The sequence below is a fragment of the Nocardia sp. NPDC004151 genome (genome assembly GCF_042874235.1).
Taxonomy (GTDB): Bacteria; Actinomycetota; Actinomycetes; order Mycobacteriales; family Mycobacteriaceae; genus Nocardia.
This window is the reverse complement of record NZ_JBIAMR010000026.1, coordinates 18,197-35,317: the sequence shown is the minus strand read 5'-3', so window position 1 is coordinate 35,317 and position 17,121 is coordinate 18,197. Positions and strand designations below refer to the sequence as shown.

Sequence of the window (17,121 nt, the reverse complement as noted above, 5' to 3'; positions counted from 1 at the left end):
CCGGCAGACGCCGGTCCGGAAAACGCCCGGTCATCGCGGAGGCCGGTGAACGATCTACTGGTCCGGTCCCCACTGCTGCTGCATGAGAACGCCCTTGCTGGCTAGCCATGGCAGCGGATCCATCTTGTTGTCGGCGGCGTCCCAGATCTCGAGGTGCAGATGGGGACCGGTGGAGTTGCCGCGGTTGCCCACGGAGGCGATGACATCGCCGGTGTTCACGCGCTGACCCACGTTCACGTACATGTCGTTGACGTGTCCGTAGACCGCGGTGGTGCCGTCGTCCTGCTTGACGCGCACCCAGAGGCCGAAGCCCGAGGCCGGGCCGGCATCGATGACCGTGCCGCCCATCACCGAGTGGATGGGGGTACCGATCGGGTCGGCGAAGTCGATGCCGTAATGCATTGCGCCCCAGCGCATGCCGAAGCCGGAGGAGAGCTGGCCATTGACCGGCTTCACCACGCCCGGGCCCGGGTTGAGCTGCTGCTGGAGGGACTTCAGAGTCTGTTCGGCCTGCGCCAGCGGGGCGGAGATCTCCGGCGGCAGGTTCTGCAGGCCGAAGGGGGCCGGGTTCGGCGCGGGGGCCGCGACCGGGGCCTCGGGGGCGGGCTCGGCGATGGGGGCCGCCACGTCCTTGGCCTGCTTCAGGTCGGTGGTCGCCGCGACGGGGGCGACGTCCTCGGCGACCGTGGCTGCCTTCTCGTCGTGCGTGGGAAGCAGCGGGGCGGCGTGCGCGAGAGCGGGGACCAGCTGCGATCCGGTGCCGATGAGCGCACCGGCCGCGACCGCGAAACTGGCGGCGGTCTTGATCTTGTCGGTGGCGGCGGGCTCGGCCCGGTGCCGCCTGCGCGAGGTGACGCCAGTGCGGACAGCACCGGAATCACCAAGCAAATCCATGACTGATACGGAGTTCGCGGTCGTTCGGTGATGCGGCACTGCAAGTCCTAGCGTTCGGAGGGTCCGGTAACGATTCGGCATCGCTGTGATGGAAACAGTACTCGCTTGTGACCATTTCGCAACCTTCTGTGCGATAACGCCAGCTCGAGCGCTCGAACCCTTGATCACAAACCGTAACCGAAAAGGCACAATGGTGAGATGGTTCTCGACGAGTTGCGTACGCCGATCGTCCTGGCACCCATGGCCGGGGGGCCGTCCACCCCGGAGCTGGCCGCCGCCGTGACCGACGCGGGCGGGCTGGGCTTCGTCGCCGCCGGATATCTGCCCGCGAGTGAACTCGCCGCGCGGATCGCCGCGACGCGAGCGCTCACCGCCGGCGCGTTCGGGGTGAATCTCTTCTATCCCTCCGAACCGAGCCCGGCCGATCGGTTCGAGACATATGTCGGCGGCCTGGCCGCCGAGTTCCCCGTCGGCGAGCCCCGCTACGACAGCGACGACTGGGACGCCAAACTCGACCTGCTCACCGCCGACCCGGTCCCGGTGGTGTCGACCACGTTCGGCTGCCCGTCCGCCGCGGAGATCGCGCGGCTGCACGCGGCCGGGACCGAGGTGTGGGTGACGGTCACGACCGTCGCCGAAGCGCGCCAGGCCGTGGCCGCGGGCGCGGACGTGCTGATCGCGCAGGGCGCGGAAGCGGGCGGGCACCGCGGCGTGTTCGTCGATGATCCGGCCGACGATCTCACCGACCCCCTGGGTCTGCTGACCCTGCTGCAATTGCTGCGTGATGCCGTGGACGCCCCGATCGTGGCGGCGGGCGGGATCGCGACCGGCGCGGGCGTGGCCGCCGCGCTGTCGGCCGGAGCGGCCGCCGCGCAGCTGGGCACCGCGTTCCTGCGCTGCCCCGAGGCGGGAACCGCGCCGGTGGTGCGCGCGGCGATCGTCGCCGACACCCCGACCATGCTGACCCGCGCCTTCACCGGACGACGGGCGCGCGGACTGCGGAATCGATTCCTGGTGGAGCATCAGGACGCTCCGGTCGCCTATCCCGAGATCCATTACGCCACCGGGCCTTTGCGGGCGGCGGCACGGGCCGAGGGCAATGCCGACGCGGTGAATCTCTGGGCAGGTCAGGCGCATGCGCTGACGCCGGAGCTACCGGCGGGCGAGCTGGTCCGAACCCTGACCGCGGACGCGAAAAAGGCTCTGGAGCGGGCACTTTCGTCACGAATCCAGACTTATTGACAACGGATTCCATCTACAATCGGCTGACACCTTCCGCCATCCCATGAGGAGAGCGTTATGTCACTCGACGTACCCACCGCACTACTCGAGCGCGCCGAACGCGGTGAAGTCAGCGACGCAGAGTTCGTCGAATGCGTCCGTAACTCGCTGCCCTACGCCTACGAGGTCGTCAGCCGGGTAGCCGACGATCTGCGTTCCGGCACGGCGGAATACGCCGACAACACCATCGCGCCGCCGGACGAGACGGCCCGCGGTCAGCTGTTGCGGGCCATGGCCTCCGATGCCATTCGCGGCGGCCTGGAGCGCCATTTCGGAATCAAGCTCGCCTTCCAGAACTGCCACCGGGTCGCGGCCTTCCCGCTCGCCTCGGTCGGCGGCGACACCTACTCCACCTTCATCTCCACCCGGGCCCAGCTGCTCAACCAGAGCCCGGAACTGCGCAACTGCTGAGCGCCCCATCCGGATTCGGCGCGACCGCGACCCGGTCGCGCCGTTTCCGCGCTACCGCCGCGCCCGGAACCGGCGCACCTCCAGCACCGTCACCCAGATCGATCCCGCGAACGGCGCGACGAAGATCAGGTACGCGATCAAGGTCTCCAGCCAGCCGTCGAACCCTTCGGAGAACGTCACCGCCAGCACGCCGACGCTCATGATCCCGAAGAACAGCACTACCACCCCCAGCACCGCCCACCACACCGGCTGCCACGGCCGAATCCCCTCCCGCCGCACCGGCTTCGCCACCGCCCCGCCATGACCGGCGGCATAGGGCGACGCGAAGCCCATGGCCCCGGTCATCGGCTGCTCGACCCGCCCAGCCGAACCCATGCCGCCCGGCAGCCTCGCCACGCCCGCCGCGATCCCGCCCGGCAGCGGCGCAGCGCCCCCAGCCATCACTCCCGGCGGTGGCGTCGCCATCCCACCCATCACGCCGGGAAGCGGCGTACCGCCCGAACCCATGGCACCGGGAGGTGGCGTTGTGACCGAGCCCATTCCAGGCGACACGCCTCCATTCGCGCCCAGGCCGGTCGGCGGAAGTGCCCCACCCGCGGCGATTCGGCTGGGCGGTGGAGTCGCACCCGCGCTGAACCGGCTCGGCGGTGGTGTCGCACCGGCGTTCATCCGGCTCGGCGGAGGTGTTGCGCCCGAAGGGTTTCTGGTTTGCGGCGCCGGTGCCGGACCTGCTGCCGAGCGCCCATAGGACGCCGGGCCGCCCGGCCCGAGGCCCGGTGCCGAACCGGGGCCAGGGCCTGATACCGAGCCAGAGCCAGAGCCTGAGGCTGGGCCGGAGCCGGGGTCTGAGGCCGAGCCCGAACCCTGGACTGGGCTCGACCCGAGGTTCACCGATCCCGGAGGCGGGGTGTAGGGCGCGTACTGGGATGCGGGCGTGGGAGTGTGGCTCGGGAAGCGGTCCGCGCCATCCCATTTCGCGGTGGGTTCGGCCCGGCGGTGCGGGGCCTGACGCGGGACCGGGGTCGATTCCAGGGCGGTGCGGGCGGCGGCGGCCAGCGCGCCCGCGGAGGAGAAGCGGTGGTCGGGATCCTTGGCCATGCCGCGCGCGATGACGGCGTCGAGGGCGGCGGTGACCCGGGGGTTGCGGTCGGCGGCGCGGGGCGGGTCGGTGGTGAGGTGGGCGGCCATCTGCTGGACCGGGTCGGCATGGGCGAAAGGTTTCGCGGCGGTGAGGGTTTCGTACAGCAGGCAGGCCAGGGAGTAGACGTCGGAGCGCAGGTCCTCGGTGCCGGAGTAGCGTTCGGGCGCCATGTAGGCCCAGGTCCCCACGGCCACACCGGTGCCGGTGATGGTGGCCTGGCCGACGCCGCGGGCGATGCCGAAGTCGATGAGGTAGGCGAAGCCATTGGGCAGCGTGAGCACGTTGGAGGGCTTCACATCCCGGTGCACCAGCCCGGCCTTGTGCGCGATGTCGAGGGCCTCGGCGACCTGTGAGACGAGTTCGACAGCCCGCCCGGGCGTCATCGCGCCCTCCGCGCGCAGGGTCTTGCCCAGATCGGAGCCGTCGATCAGCTCCATATCGATGTAGAGCCGTCCGTCGAGTTCGCCGAAGGCGTGGATGGGCACCACGTGCGGCCCGCGGAGTCGGGCGGCCAGCCGGGCCTCGCGTTCGAAGCGCCGCTGGTAGTCCTCGTCGGCGGCGAGTTCCGCGGGGAGCAGTTTGAGGGCCACTTCCCGTTCCAGCCGGGTGTCCTCGGCCAGCCACACCTGCCCCATGCCGCCGCGACCGAGCAGCTCGACGAGCCGATAGTGGCCGAGATTACCTGCCCCCGGCACCTGTCCTCCCCTGGCTCGACCGCGTACTGCGATGCTCAGCATACGGCGCGGTCCGCCGGAAGGGCAGGTGCCGGATGCGCCTGCGGCTCAGACCTCCTGGAGTTTGCGCTTGAGCACCTTGCCGGTGGGGTTGCGGGGCAGTTCGGCGAGGAACACCACCTCGCGCGGCACCTTGTACCGGGCCAGGTTGTCCTTCACGAACTCCTTGACCTCGGGTTCGGTGCACGACTGGCCGTCGTGGACGACGACGAAAGCCTTGAGCCGCGCGCCGAATTGCGCGTCGGCGACCCCGATGACGGCAGCCTCCCGCACCGCCGGATGGGTGTAGAGCAGTTCCTCGACCTCGGCCGGGAAGACGTTCTCGCCACCGGAGACGATCATGTCGTCGTCACGGCCATCGATGAAGAGCCGTCCGGCGCTGTCGAAGTGGCCGACATCGCCGGAGGACATCAGCCCACGGATGACTTCCTTGTGGCCGCCGCCCGTGTACCCCTCGAACTGGATGGTGTTGCCGACGAAGATCCGCCCGGTCGCACCGGTCGGCACCGTGCGGCCCCGCTCGTCGAGGATCTCCACCCGCGCCCCCAGCACCGGTTTGCCCACGCACCCTGGCTCATCCGCGAGATCGGCGGGCGTGGCGATGGTGGCGTAGGCGACCTCGGTGGACCCGTACAGGTTGTAGACGACGGGCCCGAACGCCGCCGTCACCTCCCGGCACAGTTGCGCGCCGAGCTGGGATCCGGCCACGAACACGATGCGCAGCGCGGACAGGTCGCGCCCGGTCAGTGCCTGCCCGCCCAGATCCATCATGCGCGACAACATGACCGGCACCACGATCAGCGTGGTGGCCCGGTGCCGGGCCATGGAGTCGATGGCGGTCTGCGGGTCGAAGCGGCGACGGATCACCAGCGTGGAGCCGAAGCCGAGGCTCAGCATGGCCATGGCGAAGCCGAGGGTGTGGAACATGGGGGCGCAGCATTCGGTCACCTCGTTCACCCGGAACGGGACCTTGGACAGCAGACCGCCCAGGGACAGCAGCGATTTCGGTTCCGCGCGGGGCGCGCCCTTGGGGGTGCCGGTGGTGCCGCTGGTGAGCAGGATGATCTTGGGTTCGGCCCCGGGCGCGGGCGGCGCGTCGGGCGAGCCGGTGGCGATGAGGTGTTCGAGGCTGTCCTCGCGCGGCTCCTCGGTCCAGGCCCGGTAGCTGCCGCGCTTGGGATGCACCTCGCCGAGCAGTTCGGCGTACTCGTCGTCGTAGACGAGCAGGTCGGTGCCCTCGCGGGTGGCGACGTCGCGGATCTGCGGGGCCGCGAAATCGGTGTTGAGCAGGATGATCCGGGCCCCGCACTTGGCGGCGGCGAAGATGGCGTCGAGCAGGCCGCGGTGATTGCGGGCCAGCACGGCCACGCCCTCACGGGGTTTCAGCCCGCGTTCGCGCCAGGCGTTGGCGAGCCGGTTGGAGCGGTCCTCGAGTTCGGCGAAGGTAAGTTCGCCCAGTTCGTCGATGACGGCGGTGCGGCTGCCGTAGCGCGCCGCGGACAGCCGCAGCCCGGCGGCCAGGGTGCCGTAGCGCAGCATGGCGGTGGCGGCGGCCAGCAATACGGCCGGGGATTCCAGTCGCGCCAACCCGGCTTCCATGGCCAGGCGCGCGGATTCGGCCTCCAGGTAGGCCCGCTCCCCCACCGACTTGATCAGCCCGAATGTCATGCCTGACCGCCCTGTTTCGATTCCACCCCGGACCTCCTCGTCCACCCCTGCGGATTGCGGGCATCTGCCCTCAAACTAACCGTACGGACCCGGGACCGCGACCGGAACTGCCTATCATGGCGACCGTGACAGATCCGTTGTCGGCGAATCGGCGGAACTGGGATGCCCGCGCCGGCATCCACGCCGCCAGCCGTTTCTACCGTGATCACGATGCGAGCTACTGGTTCGCGCCCTTCGAATGGGATGTCCTGGGGGATGTGGACGGCCTGGATATCGCCCATCTGCAATGCCATCTGGGGACGGAGACAATCGAATTCGCGCGCCGGGGCGCTCGCGCGGTGGGCCTGGACTTCTCGCCCGAGTCGGTGCGGCACGCCCGCGAATTGGCCGGAGACGCCGTCGAATACGTGTGCGCTGACGTATACGACGCGCGAGAGGCCCTGGGCGCGAAGAGTTTCGACATCGTCTACACCGGCAAAGGCGCGCTCTGCTACCTGCCGGACCTGACCCGCTGGGCGCGGGTGGTCGCCGACCTGTTGCGGCCCGGCGGGCTGTTCTATCTGGTGGAATTCCATCCGCTGCTGCACGCGCTGGGACCCACGCCGCCGCCGGAGATCGACCCGAGTCAGCTCGTCCTGCACGACGACTATCTGGCCGGGCGCGGGGCGCAACGCCGCGACAGCGCGCACACCTATACCGACGGCCCGGACCTCACCTCCGACACCACCGCCTACGAATGGCGGCACGGTCTCGGTGAGGTGGTCACCGCGCTGCTCGACGCGGGGCTGCGCATCACCGGACTGACCGAGACCGACACGCTGCCGTGGCCGCGCTGGCCGCAGATGGTGCCGACCGAGACCGGTTGGTGGCGCCTCCCGCCCGCGGATCCGATCGTCCCGGTGCTCTACGGATTGAGCGCGGTCAAGACAAATAGCCACAAGCTATTGACCGGCGATCCCTACGGCGAGACAATTGAATTCACACCGGAACACCAGGGCGAGCCATAGTGTCTGACGAGACGTCGAAAGACATGGGTGGCATGTTCGAGGAATCCGGCCAGGCCCCCGGCAAGCCAGTCGGATGGAGAGTAATCAGCGACGACTGATACTCCGAATTCGATGGAGACTACCGGGGACTGATCTGTATATGGGGGAATTCGAGCCGGTCAGGCACCTTTTTCTAGCCGCATCTTTTCGAGCCGCATCCCGACGGGATGCGGCTCGTGCCGTATGTCGGCCGCCTCTTTAACGCTGCACGGGCGCCTTGCTCCAGCGCGACGCGGGAGCAAGGCACCGAGCGGTCAGGACAGTGTGACGACGGTCAGCGAGCCCTCGGCGTGCTGGGCGCGCAGCCGCTTCTTGTCGAACTTGCCGACACTGGTCTTGGGCACCTCCACGATGAAGGCCCAGTGCTCGGGCAGCTGCCATTTGGCGAACTTCGGCGCGATGAAATCACGCAGCTCTTCGGGTTCGGCCGCGGAGCCGTCGGTCAGCACGATGGCGACCAGCGGACGCTCGTCCCACTTCTCATCCGGGATGCCGATGACGGCGGCCTCGGCCACGGCCGGGTGGCCCATGACCGCGTTCTCCAGGTCCACCGAGGAGATCCACTCACCGCCGGACTTGATGACGTCCTTGGAGCGGTCGACCAGGGTGAGGTAGCCGTTGGGGCTGATCTTGCCGACATCGCCGGTGCGCAGCCAGCCGTCGTGGAACTTGTCCGGGTCCACCTCGCCGCCGGACGGCGAGTAGTAGGAGCCGGTGATCCACGGGCCGCGAACCTCCAACTCGCCCAGCGCTTCTCCGTCGTTGGGCAGCACCGAGCCGTCGTCGGCGACCAGGCGGGCCTGCACGCCGGCCGGGAAGCGACCCTGGGTGTAGCGGTAACTCCAGGCCTCGTCGCCCTCGGCGCCGGCGGGCGGGTGCGCGACCGAACCCAGCGGGGAGGTCTCGGTCATGCCCCAGGCGTGCAGCAGCTTGACGCCGTGCCGCTCCTGGAAGGCCTGCATCATCGACGGCGGCACGGCCGCGCCGCCGACCACACAGGTGCGCAGGTGCGAGATGTCCTGCGGCTGCGCCTGCAGCCCGGCCAGCACGCCACCCCAGATGGTGGGCACGGCGGCGGCGAAGGTGGGCTTGACCTCGGCCATCATCTCCAGCAGCGGGGCGGGCTGCAGGAAGCGGTCGGGCATGAGCACATTGGCGCCCGACATCATGGCGGCGTACGGGATGCCCCAGGCGTTGGCGTGGAACAGCGGCACGATGGCGAGCACGGTGTCGGAGGCGTCGAAGCCCATGCCGTTGGGCGAGATCACCTGCATGGCGTGCAGCCAGTTGGACCGGTGCGAGTAGACGACGCCCTTGGGGTCGCCGGTGGTGCCGGAGGTGTAGCACATGCCGGCCGCGGAACGCTCGTCGATGACCGGGAAGTCGTAGCTGTCGGACTGGGCGTCGAGCAGCTCGCGGTAGGAGTGCACGGTGACGCCCTCGGGAGCCTGGAGCGCGGCCGCGTCGCCATTGGCGACGATCACGTGGCGGACGGTCTTCAGGTTGGGCAGATATTGGGCGAACATCGGCAGCAGCGAGCCGTCGACGATCACGACCTGGTCTTCGGCGTGGTTGGCCACGAACACCAGCTGTTCGGGGAACAGTCGGATGTTCAGGGCGTGCAGGACGGCGCCCATCGCGGGGACCGCGATGTAGGCGACCATGTGCTCGTTGTTGTTCCACATGAAGGTGCCGACCCGGTCTCCGACGCCGATGCCCAGATCACGCAGGGCATTGGCGAGCCGGGCCGCGTCCTGGCCGACCTCACGATAGGTCTGGGTGCGCAATCCGTCGCCGGTCCAGGTGGAGACATGACTGTCGCCCTGGAAGGTGGACGCGTAGCGCAGCAGTGTCGCCAGCGACAGCTGCTCGTCCTGCATGGTGCTCAACATTTCCCAACCGCTCCTTGCATGTGCCTACGAGTGACGTGAACTGAGTCACTTGCGGCGAGCCTAGCCGAATTCGGACATGAGCTGCGAGGAAGTCGTCCCGGGGCGGGGGACGAGGTCTCGGGCTGCGGACGACGAACCCCACCCTCGTCGTCCGCAGCCCGTCGCCGACCCGCCGCCGCCCAACACGACGACCAGCCGGCCCCGCGGTCCTGATCAGCGACTCGGCGCGCTGACGACGCCCCCTGCGGCGGCGCAGAATAGCCAATCACTAACCAGGACAAGCAAATTGGAGCAAAGACTTCCGTGAATATAGGGAGTGTGACACCGGGCTGTCCAGTCGGGGACAGCGTCGCAGGTCAGACCGCGCTCACTGACCCGGACAGTGCGCGGTGAGAACGACATTCGGGCAACTATCGGCATCCGAACCCTGGCCCACAACCCGCCATGGCCGAAAATACCGATTCACTGACCGGCGATGTCTGCATGACCAGCGGTAATGCGCTCTACCGTTGCTGGTATGCAGCGGGAGCCGTCCATTCTGATCATCGGTGCCGGATTCGCCGGACTGGGTATGGCGCTGGAATTGCAGCGCCACGGCCTGACCAACTTCACCATTCTGGAGAAGGCCGCCGACCTCGGCGGGGTCTGGCGGGAGAACACCTATCCGGGCGCGGCCTGCGATGTGCCGTCGCCGCTGTACTCGTGGTCGTTCGAGCCGAAATCGGATTGGCCGCGGCGGTTCTCGCAGCAGGCCGATATCCACGCGTACATGCGCACGGTCGCGGAGAAGCACGGCCTGCCGGCCAAGATCGAGTTCGGGGCCGAGGTGGTGGACGCCGAGTTCGACGAGTCGAGCGCGATGTGGCGGGTCCGCACCGCCGACGGCGTCACCCACCTGGCGGATGTGCTGATTCCGGCGGTCGGACAGCTGTCGCGACCCGCGATGCCGAATCTGCCCGGCATCGACTCCTTCACGGGCGCGGCGTTCCATTCGGCCGAATGGGATCACTCGGTGGATCTGACCGGTAAGCGGGTGGCCTGCATCGGCACGGGAGCCAGTGCCATTCAATACATTCCGGCGATCCAGCCGAAGGTCGACCACCTCACTTTGTTCCAGCGTTCGGCCGCGTGGGTGCTGCCCAAGTTCGACGTCGAGTACACGCCGCTGCATCACGCCCTGTTCGAGTACGTGCCGGGCGCGCGGCTGGCCGAGCGGTTCGCCATCTGGACGTTCTTCGAGGTGATGGCGTTGGCGCTCACCGATATTCCGGCGATCAAGACCCCGGTGATCGCCATCGCCGACCGGCACCGCGCCAAGCAGGTTCCCGATGAGGCGCTGCGCGCCAAGCTGACCCCCGACTACGCGGCGGGCTGCAAGCGCGGCCTGTTCTCCAATGAGTACTTCCCCGCCCTGTCGCAGCCCAATGTGACGGTGGAGACCACCGCCATCGAAGCGGTGACCCCCAACGGAATTCGCACCGCCGACGGTGTCGAGCACCCGGTCGACGTGATCGTCTACGGCACCGGTTTCAAGGGCACCGAGTTCCTGGCCCCCATGCACATCTACGGCCTGCAGGGCCGCAAACTGGCCGACGAGTGGTCCCCCGAGGGCGCCCGCGCCTTCCTGGGCATGTCGGTCCCCGGTTTCCCGAACCTGTTCCTCATGTACGGCCCCAACACCAACGTCGGTTCCGGCTCCATCATCTACATGCTGGAGTCCCAGTCCCGCTACATCCGCCAGGCCATCTCCTACCTGTCCCGCCGCCCCGGCCGCTACCTGGCCGCCACCCCCGAGGCGGAACAGTCCTGGGACGACTGGCTGCAGCGCCGCCTGAAGGACACCCCCTGGAACTTCTGTTCCAGCTGGTACCGCAACGCCTCGGGCCGCATCACCAACAACTGGCCCGGCGCCACCCTCCTGTTCCGCTGGAAAACAACCAGATTCACCCCCGCCGACTACCTCGAATCCGAAGCCTCCCGCCGCTGACCCAGCGGATGCGACCCCCGAGCCCCCAACCAGGTAGACTGCCGACGACCCGGCCACGGCCGGGCGGTCAGCCCTCGTAGCTCAGGGGATAGAGCACCGCTCTCCTAAAGCGGGTGTCGCAGGTTCGAATCCTGCCGAGGGCACAGTTTCCATCGCAGGTCAGGCCGTTTTCCTGCCAGAGTCCGTGCTCTCTGCCCCCGGATCGGTACGCAGAGAGTACGCAGTGGCAAAACCCGTACGCGCCGAATCGAGTTTCGCGGCCACATCATCGAGATCGTCATCGAACAGATCGGCGTAGAAGTCCAGCGTCGTACTGGGCTTGTCGTGACCCAGCATCCGCTGTAGCGCCAGCACCGAAGCCCCCTGCGACACCGCCAACGACGCCGCGGTGTGGCGGAGCTCGTGCGGAGTCAGGCCCTCGATCCCCGCCGCCGTCGCAGCCGCATTCCACCAGTCACGCCGCATGTTCCGCACACGCAGCACCGCGCCTTGCCGAGAAGTGAAGACCTCAGCGTCGGGACGACGGCCAGCCAGATGCTTCCCCAGCGGCTCCACGAGGAACCCCGGAAACGGAACGCTCCGACGCTGGTGATCCTTCGGGGCCTTGGTGACCAGCACCCCATCCACCTCGGTGATCGTTTGCTCCACCAGCAGGCGCCGGCGGGTGAGAGACACCGCCGACACCTGCATCCCCGCGAGCTCCGCGAACCGCAGGCCGCAGTAGGCGAGCACCATCACGGCCAGCCAGTTATCACCCGCCTGTTCGGCCAGCCGCTCCACCTCCAGGCCGGAGAGATACCGACGTTTGGCGAGCCGCTGTTTGGGACGATTCACTGTGCTGCAAGGATTTACGGCGATTCGCCGCGTGATCACCGCGTGGTCGCAGATCTGGGAGAGCACGCCGAGGTTCTTCCGGACGGTACCGCCCGCCGCACCATCGGCTATCTGCCGATTGACCCAGCCCTGAATCTCGTCATGCGCCAAATCCGAGAGGCGCACGCTCCCCCACCGCGGGCGGATGTGCCGCTCCACGATCGACTTGTACCGCGCCCGCGTCGACTCCTCCCACGAGGGATTCCCAGCCAACCACGCCGTAGCCACCGCCCCGACGGCTTCCCTACCCGCAGACGGGGCCGCATGGACACCGGTAACCACCGCCGCCGTCTGCCCATCCAGCCATCCCTGGGCATCGACCTTGCGCACGAAGCGTCTCGAATGCTCCTTGCCGATGCCATCGACATACCTTGCCCGCCACCGCTTTCCCTTGCCGAACAGCTTGGAGTTCACACGCAGCACTGTGCCGTCCGGCTGCCGTTCCTCCTTAGTCCACAGGTCTTCCACGCCCGAGCGACGGCCGCGACGAACCCCGGTCACGCGATCTCACGCAGCGTCGCCGCTTCCTGTTCCGCGATCCAGGCCAGCACCACCGACTTACGCCACACCCGCCGCCGCGCACCGAGCTTGAAACTGGCCGGACCACGGCCGACATGCGCCCACCACCGCCAGGTCGCCTCCGGAATCCCGGTCAACGCCTCGCAGTCCTTCGCCCGCAGGAAAACGTCATCCTCGATCATCTCGACTCCCCCTCATCCCGATCTTCAATTGACGAATACTCTTGCGCCCCAGGTGGATCGACCATCCGTGCCCGGTCGTACTCCCCCTGTCGCCGGAGCTTCTCCGTGACCATGGCCATGATCAGATGCTCACGGGGAGGCGCATCCGGATCACCCGGGGCCGCCGGGACGATCTTCGTGCGGTCGATCTCCTGCATCGGAATGCCCGCCTCGGCCAGCCGCTGCCGAACGAACTCCACCCGGTCGGCCTTGTGGTCGGTCAGGTTCTTCCCGGTCCACTTGCGCGACACCAGCACCCGCCGACCCCGCAAACCGAGAGTCTCGCGGCGGTGCGCCTTGCCCTTGCAGACACCAGGGATCGTCTTCGCGGTGGCGCCCTTGGGGATCACGCCGTAGCGGAACCAGACCCCGCACGACGGGGAGCACGGGGTGCGCTGAAGCTCCTCGTGCAGACGGTCGTAATGATCGGCCACCCTTTGCGAGTCGGTGTCGATGACCTCGCTGATCGACTTCGTGAGGTACTTGGTCAGATAGCCGATATGGCGGCCCGCCTCCTCCGTCCCGCCGAGGATGCCCTTGATGTCGATCTGCGTACCGAAGCGGATCACATGCGCCGGTTCGAGATCGTCCAACTCGTCCATCACGTCCATGACCTCATCCCAGGTCGGCACCGGCACCGGTTCCCCGGTCTCAGGGTCGGCCTGTTCCGCGTCCACGAATCCGCCAGCAGGGTGGCTCCAATACGGCAGGCGACCTGATGTGTAGACCTCGTGGTCGAAGTGCGGCCACCACACCTGGTGATAGGTCGCCGCGTCCACCTGCCTGATCAGCTCCCGGGCATCGGAACCGCGAACAGCCATGTGAGCGTGCGGAGCTCCCCGCTTCTGAGGTTCGACCGTCGCGAAGTACTGGATATCGCGACCGGTCGCGCGCCGGTAGTTCTGGATGAACCGATCGAACAGCCGCGGGAAGTGGATGATGTCCCGGGCGGCCTGGCGGTAGTCGTAGGAGTCGGGATCGAGCGGAGCACCCGCGTCCGGGTGATCACCGTTGTAGACCTTCCCGTAGGACGGCAGGGTCAACGTGATGAACATCGAGGGCCGGTACTTGCCCGCGTACACGCGCCCGACCGTGGTGCGCTCCACCTTCTTGCGCGGCAAGTCCGGGGCTTCCTGGCGCCGCGAGGTCGAGCGCTTGCGGGCCGGTTTGGACTCCATACCCAACGCGGGGAGGCGACCGCGGATACCGGTGTCGCGGAGCTCCGAGTCCAGGTCGGCCACGAGCTCACGGATTTCGTCCATGGCTTCGGTGTCGCCGGTGTCCTGGGCCTTGTCGTACTCGCTCACCATCGCGGCCCTGGCAAGGAACAGCTCTACCTGCCGTTCGGTGGGTTCGTGCTTCTCGTCCACTGGTTCCTCCTCGATGTGCCAGCCCTCGCGGCATTGATGAATCCGCAGGGCGCGAGCGCGGGCGGCACACGCGGGGCAGACGCACTCCATCGTCGATTTGCACGGTGCGCCAACATATTTCGTGTGACCGGTATCCAGATCGGTCGACTGCATGATCAGCGGACGACGGCACACCCCGAACCGTTCCGCCACCGCCGGAGCCAACTCCACCAAGTTCAGCTGAGCACGACGATCAGCCGCCGTCTCCCGCTCCGGCTTCCCCACGGCCGCCCCCGATTCCGAGACGGCCGCATCCGTATCGACGGCCGCCGTCACGCCTGTGCCTCCATCGAGGAACTGCCACCGACTACCGTGTACGGCCCGCACTGCTGCTCGCTGCCATAGACCTTGTGGTTGTACTGCGGCCAATGCCCCCGGTCGATCGCATGCATCCCTGAGCCCGGAACGATCTCCCGCCGACGCTCAATCTCGGGGGCCACCAGTGCCAGCCCGAACGCGCACGTGCAGCCCATCGGTTCCGCTGGAGTGCTCTCCCCGGTCCCCTTGCAGTCGCCGCACACAACCCACTCCGAAATATCGTGCAGGCCGATGCAATCCGGCTTCGCGCAGTCCTGGGCGCCGCACCACAGGCAGCAGCCTGCGAAGGTCAGCCTGGGCGGGCGGAGCTCCAGGGCTCGATTCGGAACGGGGAACGGGATCACTCTCGCGGAGGTCATCACAGACCCGCCGCTTCTACCGGCGAAACCACCACGGTGGCCGCCCGCATCCACGCCTCATCGGCTCCGGCCTGCGAGGCGTATTCGACCAAGCCGCTGTGGCAGTGGCACTGGGTCAGGGCGCCGAAGTACCCGGTCCCGTCGCACCGCTCACACGGACCCCAGATCGAAGAGGCGTGCCACACAATGCATCTCGGCTCCTCACACCAGCGGCGGACGCAGTTGATGCACCAGCCAGCGAGATTCAGCCGAGACGGACGGACCGTAGTGAGAACTGGATTCTGAGGGACCTGACGAACCTGCATGATGACCTCCGGACAACCCAACCAATCGGCTTCAATAGGAGTAGCTCTATTGAAGCATCGCCAGGTCAACGATGCAATAGAGATGGTTCTATTAGCCTGTCTAGGTCATTTGATAGATTACAGCTACCCTTAATCGGGAACCTCCGCGTAACGGCAACGAGAGAGCATTTGAGCGAGATGAGCGGATACCGAGAAGTTGCGACCAGCCTGCGCGACGCAATCAACCAGGGCGAATACCTCCCCGGTGCAACTCTGCCCAAGCAGAACGAACTGGCCGAGCGCTACGCCGTGAACATCAAGACCATTCGTCAGGCGGTCAACCTACTTGAGGCCGAAGGGCTCGTGACGCCCATCAGGCGACGAGGGACGGTCGTCCGTGAGCGTCCGCCTATGCGCCGACTCGGAGCCGAGCGCTACTCCAAGCGGAAGTGGAAGTACGGCGACACAGTCGCTTTCATCGCTGATCGCGAGGCATCCGGCCGCCCGTGGAATCGGACCGACCAGACACAGACCGTGGGACTCGTGGAAGCCGATACAGAAGTCGCGGAAGCCTTTGGACTCGAACCAGGGACGCTTGTCTACGAACGAGCTCGCACGGTACGTGATGCCGGTCAGCCGACGCACACGCTCACCAGCTACTACATCCGCGAACACGTTGAGGGAACGCCCCTGGTAGATCCGACTCCCGGCCCTGCAGGTCCCGGCGGCGGATTCGCAGTTCTGACCTTGCAGGGCTACGAGCCTGATCACATGTCCGAGACGATCTTTGGGCGGATGCCGACACCGGACGAAGTCGAAACCCTCGAGCTTCCGGCTGGAGAACCTGTCATGATCCTGAAGCGGCGTACCTACACCGCAGATGATGTACTGATCGAGTTTGCACGCGGTGTCCACGCGGCATCGAGGTTCGCGTGGACCTACGAATTCAAGCTTCCCGACTAAGGAGGTCTCCGGTGCTAGCAACGACTCTCCCTCCGGAGCTCCGCCCCGACGTCGAAACCCTCTGGGACTACAGCCAGATGCACCATGAGCTCGGACCAGCCGACATCGGCATCGGACTGGGCAGCCATGACCGGGACGTGCCGGCATACACAGCTGAGCTGTATCACCAGGGTCTATTCCCGAGGATCGTCTTCACCGGGGCCAATGCACCGGGCACGATCGACTTGTTCCCGCGCGGAGAGGCTGTGCACTTCCGCGAGCGAGCACTTGAGCTCGACGTCCCGGAGAGGGCAATCCTGGTCGAACCCAGAGCTACAAACACGAGCGAAAACATCGACTTCACTCGGACTCTCGTCGAGGAACAGTCGGACCTAGGTCCTGTGCGGTCTGTCATGCTGATATCCCGGCCCTATCAGCAGCGGCGGAGTTATGCCATCTGCCGGAAGCGTTGGCCGGACGTCGAGGTGAGATGCGCATCGCGCCCACTACCCCTCGATGAGTACATCGAGCAAATCGGCGATCTCGAACGCGTCGTCAACATGCTGGTTGGAGACACTCAGCGCCTCTGGATCTACCCGGCAAACGGCTGGGCAATCGAACAATCCATCCCAGACGCCGTGCGGGAAGCCTTCGCGCGCTTGGTAGATGCCGGATTCGATCGACGGCTACTACCGGAGTAAGTACGCTCCGCTCCGGACTCCGGGGCTGAGGCTCTCCCGGTTCGCTCGACCATCGAATCGGCTGAGTCCCAGCCTTTTTCGTGCCTACGGGCCTACACGGCCACTCGCGTTCCAGCGGAGTCCTTGCCGAATTTGCCTATATAGGATCAAGAGCGCCCCGGCGGCGCTGCGCGCCGCCGCCGCGCCACGCCGCACGGCGGCGCCCTCCTCGTACCTCGTCGGTCACCGGTCCGGCGGCGCGTCGGCGGCACTTGGCCGCCGGGGCGCAACTCTCACCAGAGCGCACACGGCATCGATGAGTGAGCCGAGCCGCTGGCCAGCACGAACGCGGACCCTTCGGTCGACGAGTGAGCCGAGCCGCTGGCCAGCACGAACGCGGACCCTTCGGTCGACGAGTGAGCCGAGCCGCTGGCCAGCACGAACGCGGACCCTTCGGTCGAC

General features: G+C 67.3%; 13 protein-coding genes and 1 tRNA gene. 7 read left to right on the top strand and 7 right to left on the bottom strand.

What is annotated here, in order from left to right; all coding sequences use genetic code 11:
• Positions 1–54: 54 nt before the first annotated feature.
• A complete protein-coding gene (locus ACFYTS_RS35180) occupies positions 55–894 on the bottom strand; it encodes a M23 family metallopeptidase (RefSeq protein ID WP_357285028.1) in 840 nt (279 codons plus the stop codon).
• 198 nt (positions 895–1,092) lie between these two features.
• Here ACFYTS_RS35180 and ACFYTS_RS35175 point away from each other — a divergent pair, with 198 nt between their 5' ends.
• Together ACFYTS_RS35175 and ACFYTS_RS35170 are read left to right on the top strand one after the other, a co-directional pair.
• On the top strand, positions 1,093–2,136 hold the full coding sequence (locus ACFYTS_RS35175) for a nitronate monooxygenase (protein ID WP_387309561.1): 1,044 nt from the start codon (positions 1,093–1,095) through the stop codon (positions 2,134–2,136).
• A 57-nt stretch (positions 2,137–2,193) separates the two neighbouring features.
• Positions 2,194–2,586: an SCO5389 family protein gene (locus ACFYTS_RS35170; protein WP_357089215.1), complete on the top strand. Its 393-nt coding sequence runs from the start codon at positions 2,194–2,196 to the stop codon at positions 2,584–2,586.
• Between the two features lie 51 nt (positions 2,587–2,637).
• On the opposite strand, the gene ACFYTS_RS35165 is transcribed toward ACFYTS_RS35170, so the two are convergent.
• Complete coding sequence (locus ACFYTS_RS35165; RefSeq protein ID WP_387309560.1) at positions 2,638–4,422, bottom strand: protein kinase; 1,785 nt, start codon at positions 4,420–4,422, stop codon at positions 2,638–2,640.
• 87 nt (positions 4,423–4,509) lie between these two features.
• On the bottom strand, positions 4,510–6,129 hold the full coding sequence (locus ACFYTS_RS35160) for an acyl-CoA synthetase (protein WP_387309559.1): 1,620 nt from the start codon (positions 6,127–6,129) through the stop codon (positions 4,510–4,512).
• A gap of 125 nt (positions 6,130–6,254) precedes the next feature.
• Between ACFYTS_RS35160 and ACFYTS_RS35155 the strand changes: the two genes are divergently transcribed.
• A complete protein-coding gene (locus ACFYTS_RS35155; protein ID WP_357285015.1) occupies positions 6,255–7,136 on the top strand; it encodes a class I SAM-dependent methyltransferase in 882 nt (293 codons plus the stop codon).
• Between the two features lie 293 nt (positions 7,137–7,429).
• Here ACFYTS_RS35155 and ACFYTS_RS35150 read toward each other — a convergent pair whose 3' ends face one another.
• Complete coding sequence (locus tag ACFYTS_RS35150; RefSeq protein WP_357285011.1) at positions 7,430–9,067, bottom strand: long-chain fatty acid--CoA ligase; 1,638 nt, start codon at positions 9,065–9,067, stop codon at positions 7,430–7,432.
• A gap of 517 nt (positions 9,068–9,584) precedes the next feature.
• Between ACFYTS_RS35150 and ACFYTS_RS35145 the strand changes: the two genes are divergently transcribed.
• Both ACFYTS_RS35145 and ACFYTS_RS35140 read left to right on the top strand, forming a co-directional pair.
• Entirely contained in the window at positions 9,585–11,054 is a 1,470-nt protein-coding gene (locus ACFYTS_RS35145; RefSeq protein ID WP_387309558.1) for a flavin-containing monooxygenase, read from the top strand.
• A gap of 70 nt (positions 11,055–11,124) precedes the next feature.
• Positions 11,125–11,197: transfer RNA gene (locus ACFYTS_RS35140), tRNA-Arg, on the top strand.
• Positions 11,198–11,213: 16 nt separating this feature from the next.
• Here the strand turns inward: ACFYTS_RS35140 and ACFYTS_RS35135 are convergent.
• From ACFYTS_RS35135 to ACFYTS_RS35125, 3 genes are all read right to left on the bottom strand, one after another.
• Positions 11,214–12,341, bottom strand: a complete 1,128-nt coding sequence (locus tag ACFYTS_RS35135) for a tyrosine-type recombinase/integrase (RefSeq protein WP_387309557.1) — start codon at positions 12,339–12,341, stop codon at positions 11,214–11,216.
• 83 nt (positions 12,342–12,424) lie between these two features.
• The gene (locus tag ACFYTS_RS35130; RefSeq protein ID WP_379259805.1) at positions 12,425–12,628 is read right to left on the bottom strand and encodes a helix-turn-helix transcriptional regulator; all 204 of its coding nucleotides are present in this window, start codon (positions 12,626–12,628) and stop codon (positions 12,425–12,427) included.
• Positions 12,625–14,229 (bottom strand): replication initiator, encoded by a 1,605-nt coding sequence (locus ACFYTS_RS35125; protein WP_387309568.1) that lies wholly within the window; start codon positions 14,227–14,229, stop codon positions 12,625–12,627. The genes ACFYTS_RS35130 and ACFYTS_RS35125 overlap by 4 nt, the downstream gene beginning before the upstream one ends.
• Positions 14,230–15,235: 1,006 nt before the next feature.
• Between ACFYTS_RS35125 and ACFYTS_RS35120 the strand changes: the two genes are divergently transcribed.
• The gene (locus tag ACFYTS_RS35120; RefSeq protein ID WP_387309567.1) at positions 15,236–16,000 is read left to right on the top strand and encodes a GntR family transcriptional regulator; all 765 of its coding nucleotides are present in this window, start codon (positions 15,236–15,238) and stop codon (positions 15,998–16,000) included.
• Positions 16,001–16,011: 11 nt separating this feature from the next.
• The gene (locus ACFYTS_RS35115; protein WP_387309556.1) at positions 16,012–16,680 is read left to right on the top strand and encodes a YdcF family protein; all 669 of its coding nucleotides are present in this window, start codon (positions 16,012–16,014) and stop codon (positions 16,678–16,680) included.
• Positions 16,681–17,121: the final 441 nt, after the last annotated feature.

Bases quoted from the DNA above. Each gene is read 5' to 3' on its own strand.
- ACFYTS_RS35120 (WP_387309567.1), top strand. From the start codon at position 15,236: ATGAGCGGATACCGAGAAGTTGCGACCAGCCTGCGCGACGCAATCAAC.
- ACFYTS_RS35170 (WP_357089215.1), top strand. From the start codon at position 2,194: ATGTCACTCGACGTACCCACCGCACTACTCGAGCGCGCCGAACGCGGT.
- ACFYTS_RS35150 (WP_357285011.1), bottom strand. From the start codon at position 9,067: ATGTTGAGCACCATGCAGGACGAGCAGCTGTCGCTGGCGACACTGCTG.
- ACFYTS_RS35130 (WP_379259805.1), bottom strand. From the start codon at position 12,628: ATGATCGAGGATGACGTTTTCCTGCGGGCGAAGGACTGCGAGGCGTTG.
- ACFYTS_RS35160 (WP_387309559.1), bottom strand. From the start codon at position 6,129: ATGACATTCGGGCTGATCAAGTCGGTGGGGGAGCGGGCCTACCTGGAG.
- ACFYTS_RS35145 (WP_387309558.1), top strand. From the start codon at position 9,585: ATGCAGCGGGAGCCGTCCATTCTGATCATCGGTGCCGGATTCGCCGGA.
- ACFYTS_RS35175 (WP_387309561.1), top strand. From the start codon at position 1,093: ATGGTTCTCGACGAGTTGCGTACGCCGATCGTCCTGGCACCCATGGCC.
- ACFYTS_RS35180 (WP_357285028.1), bottom strand. From the start codon at position 894: ATGGATTTGCTTGGTGATTCCGGTGCTGTCCGCACTGGCGTCACCTCG.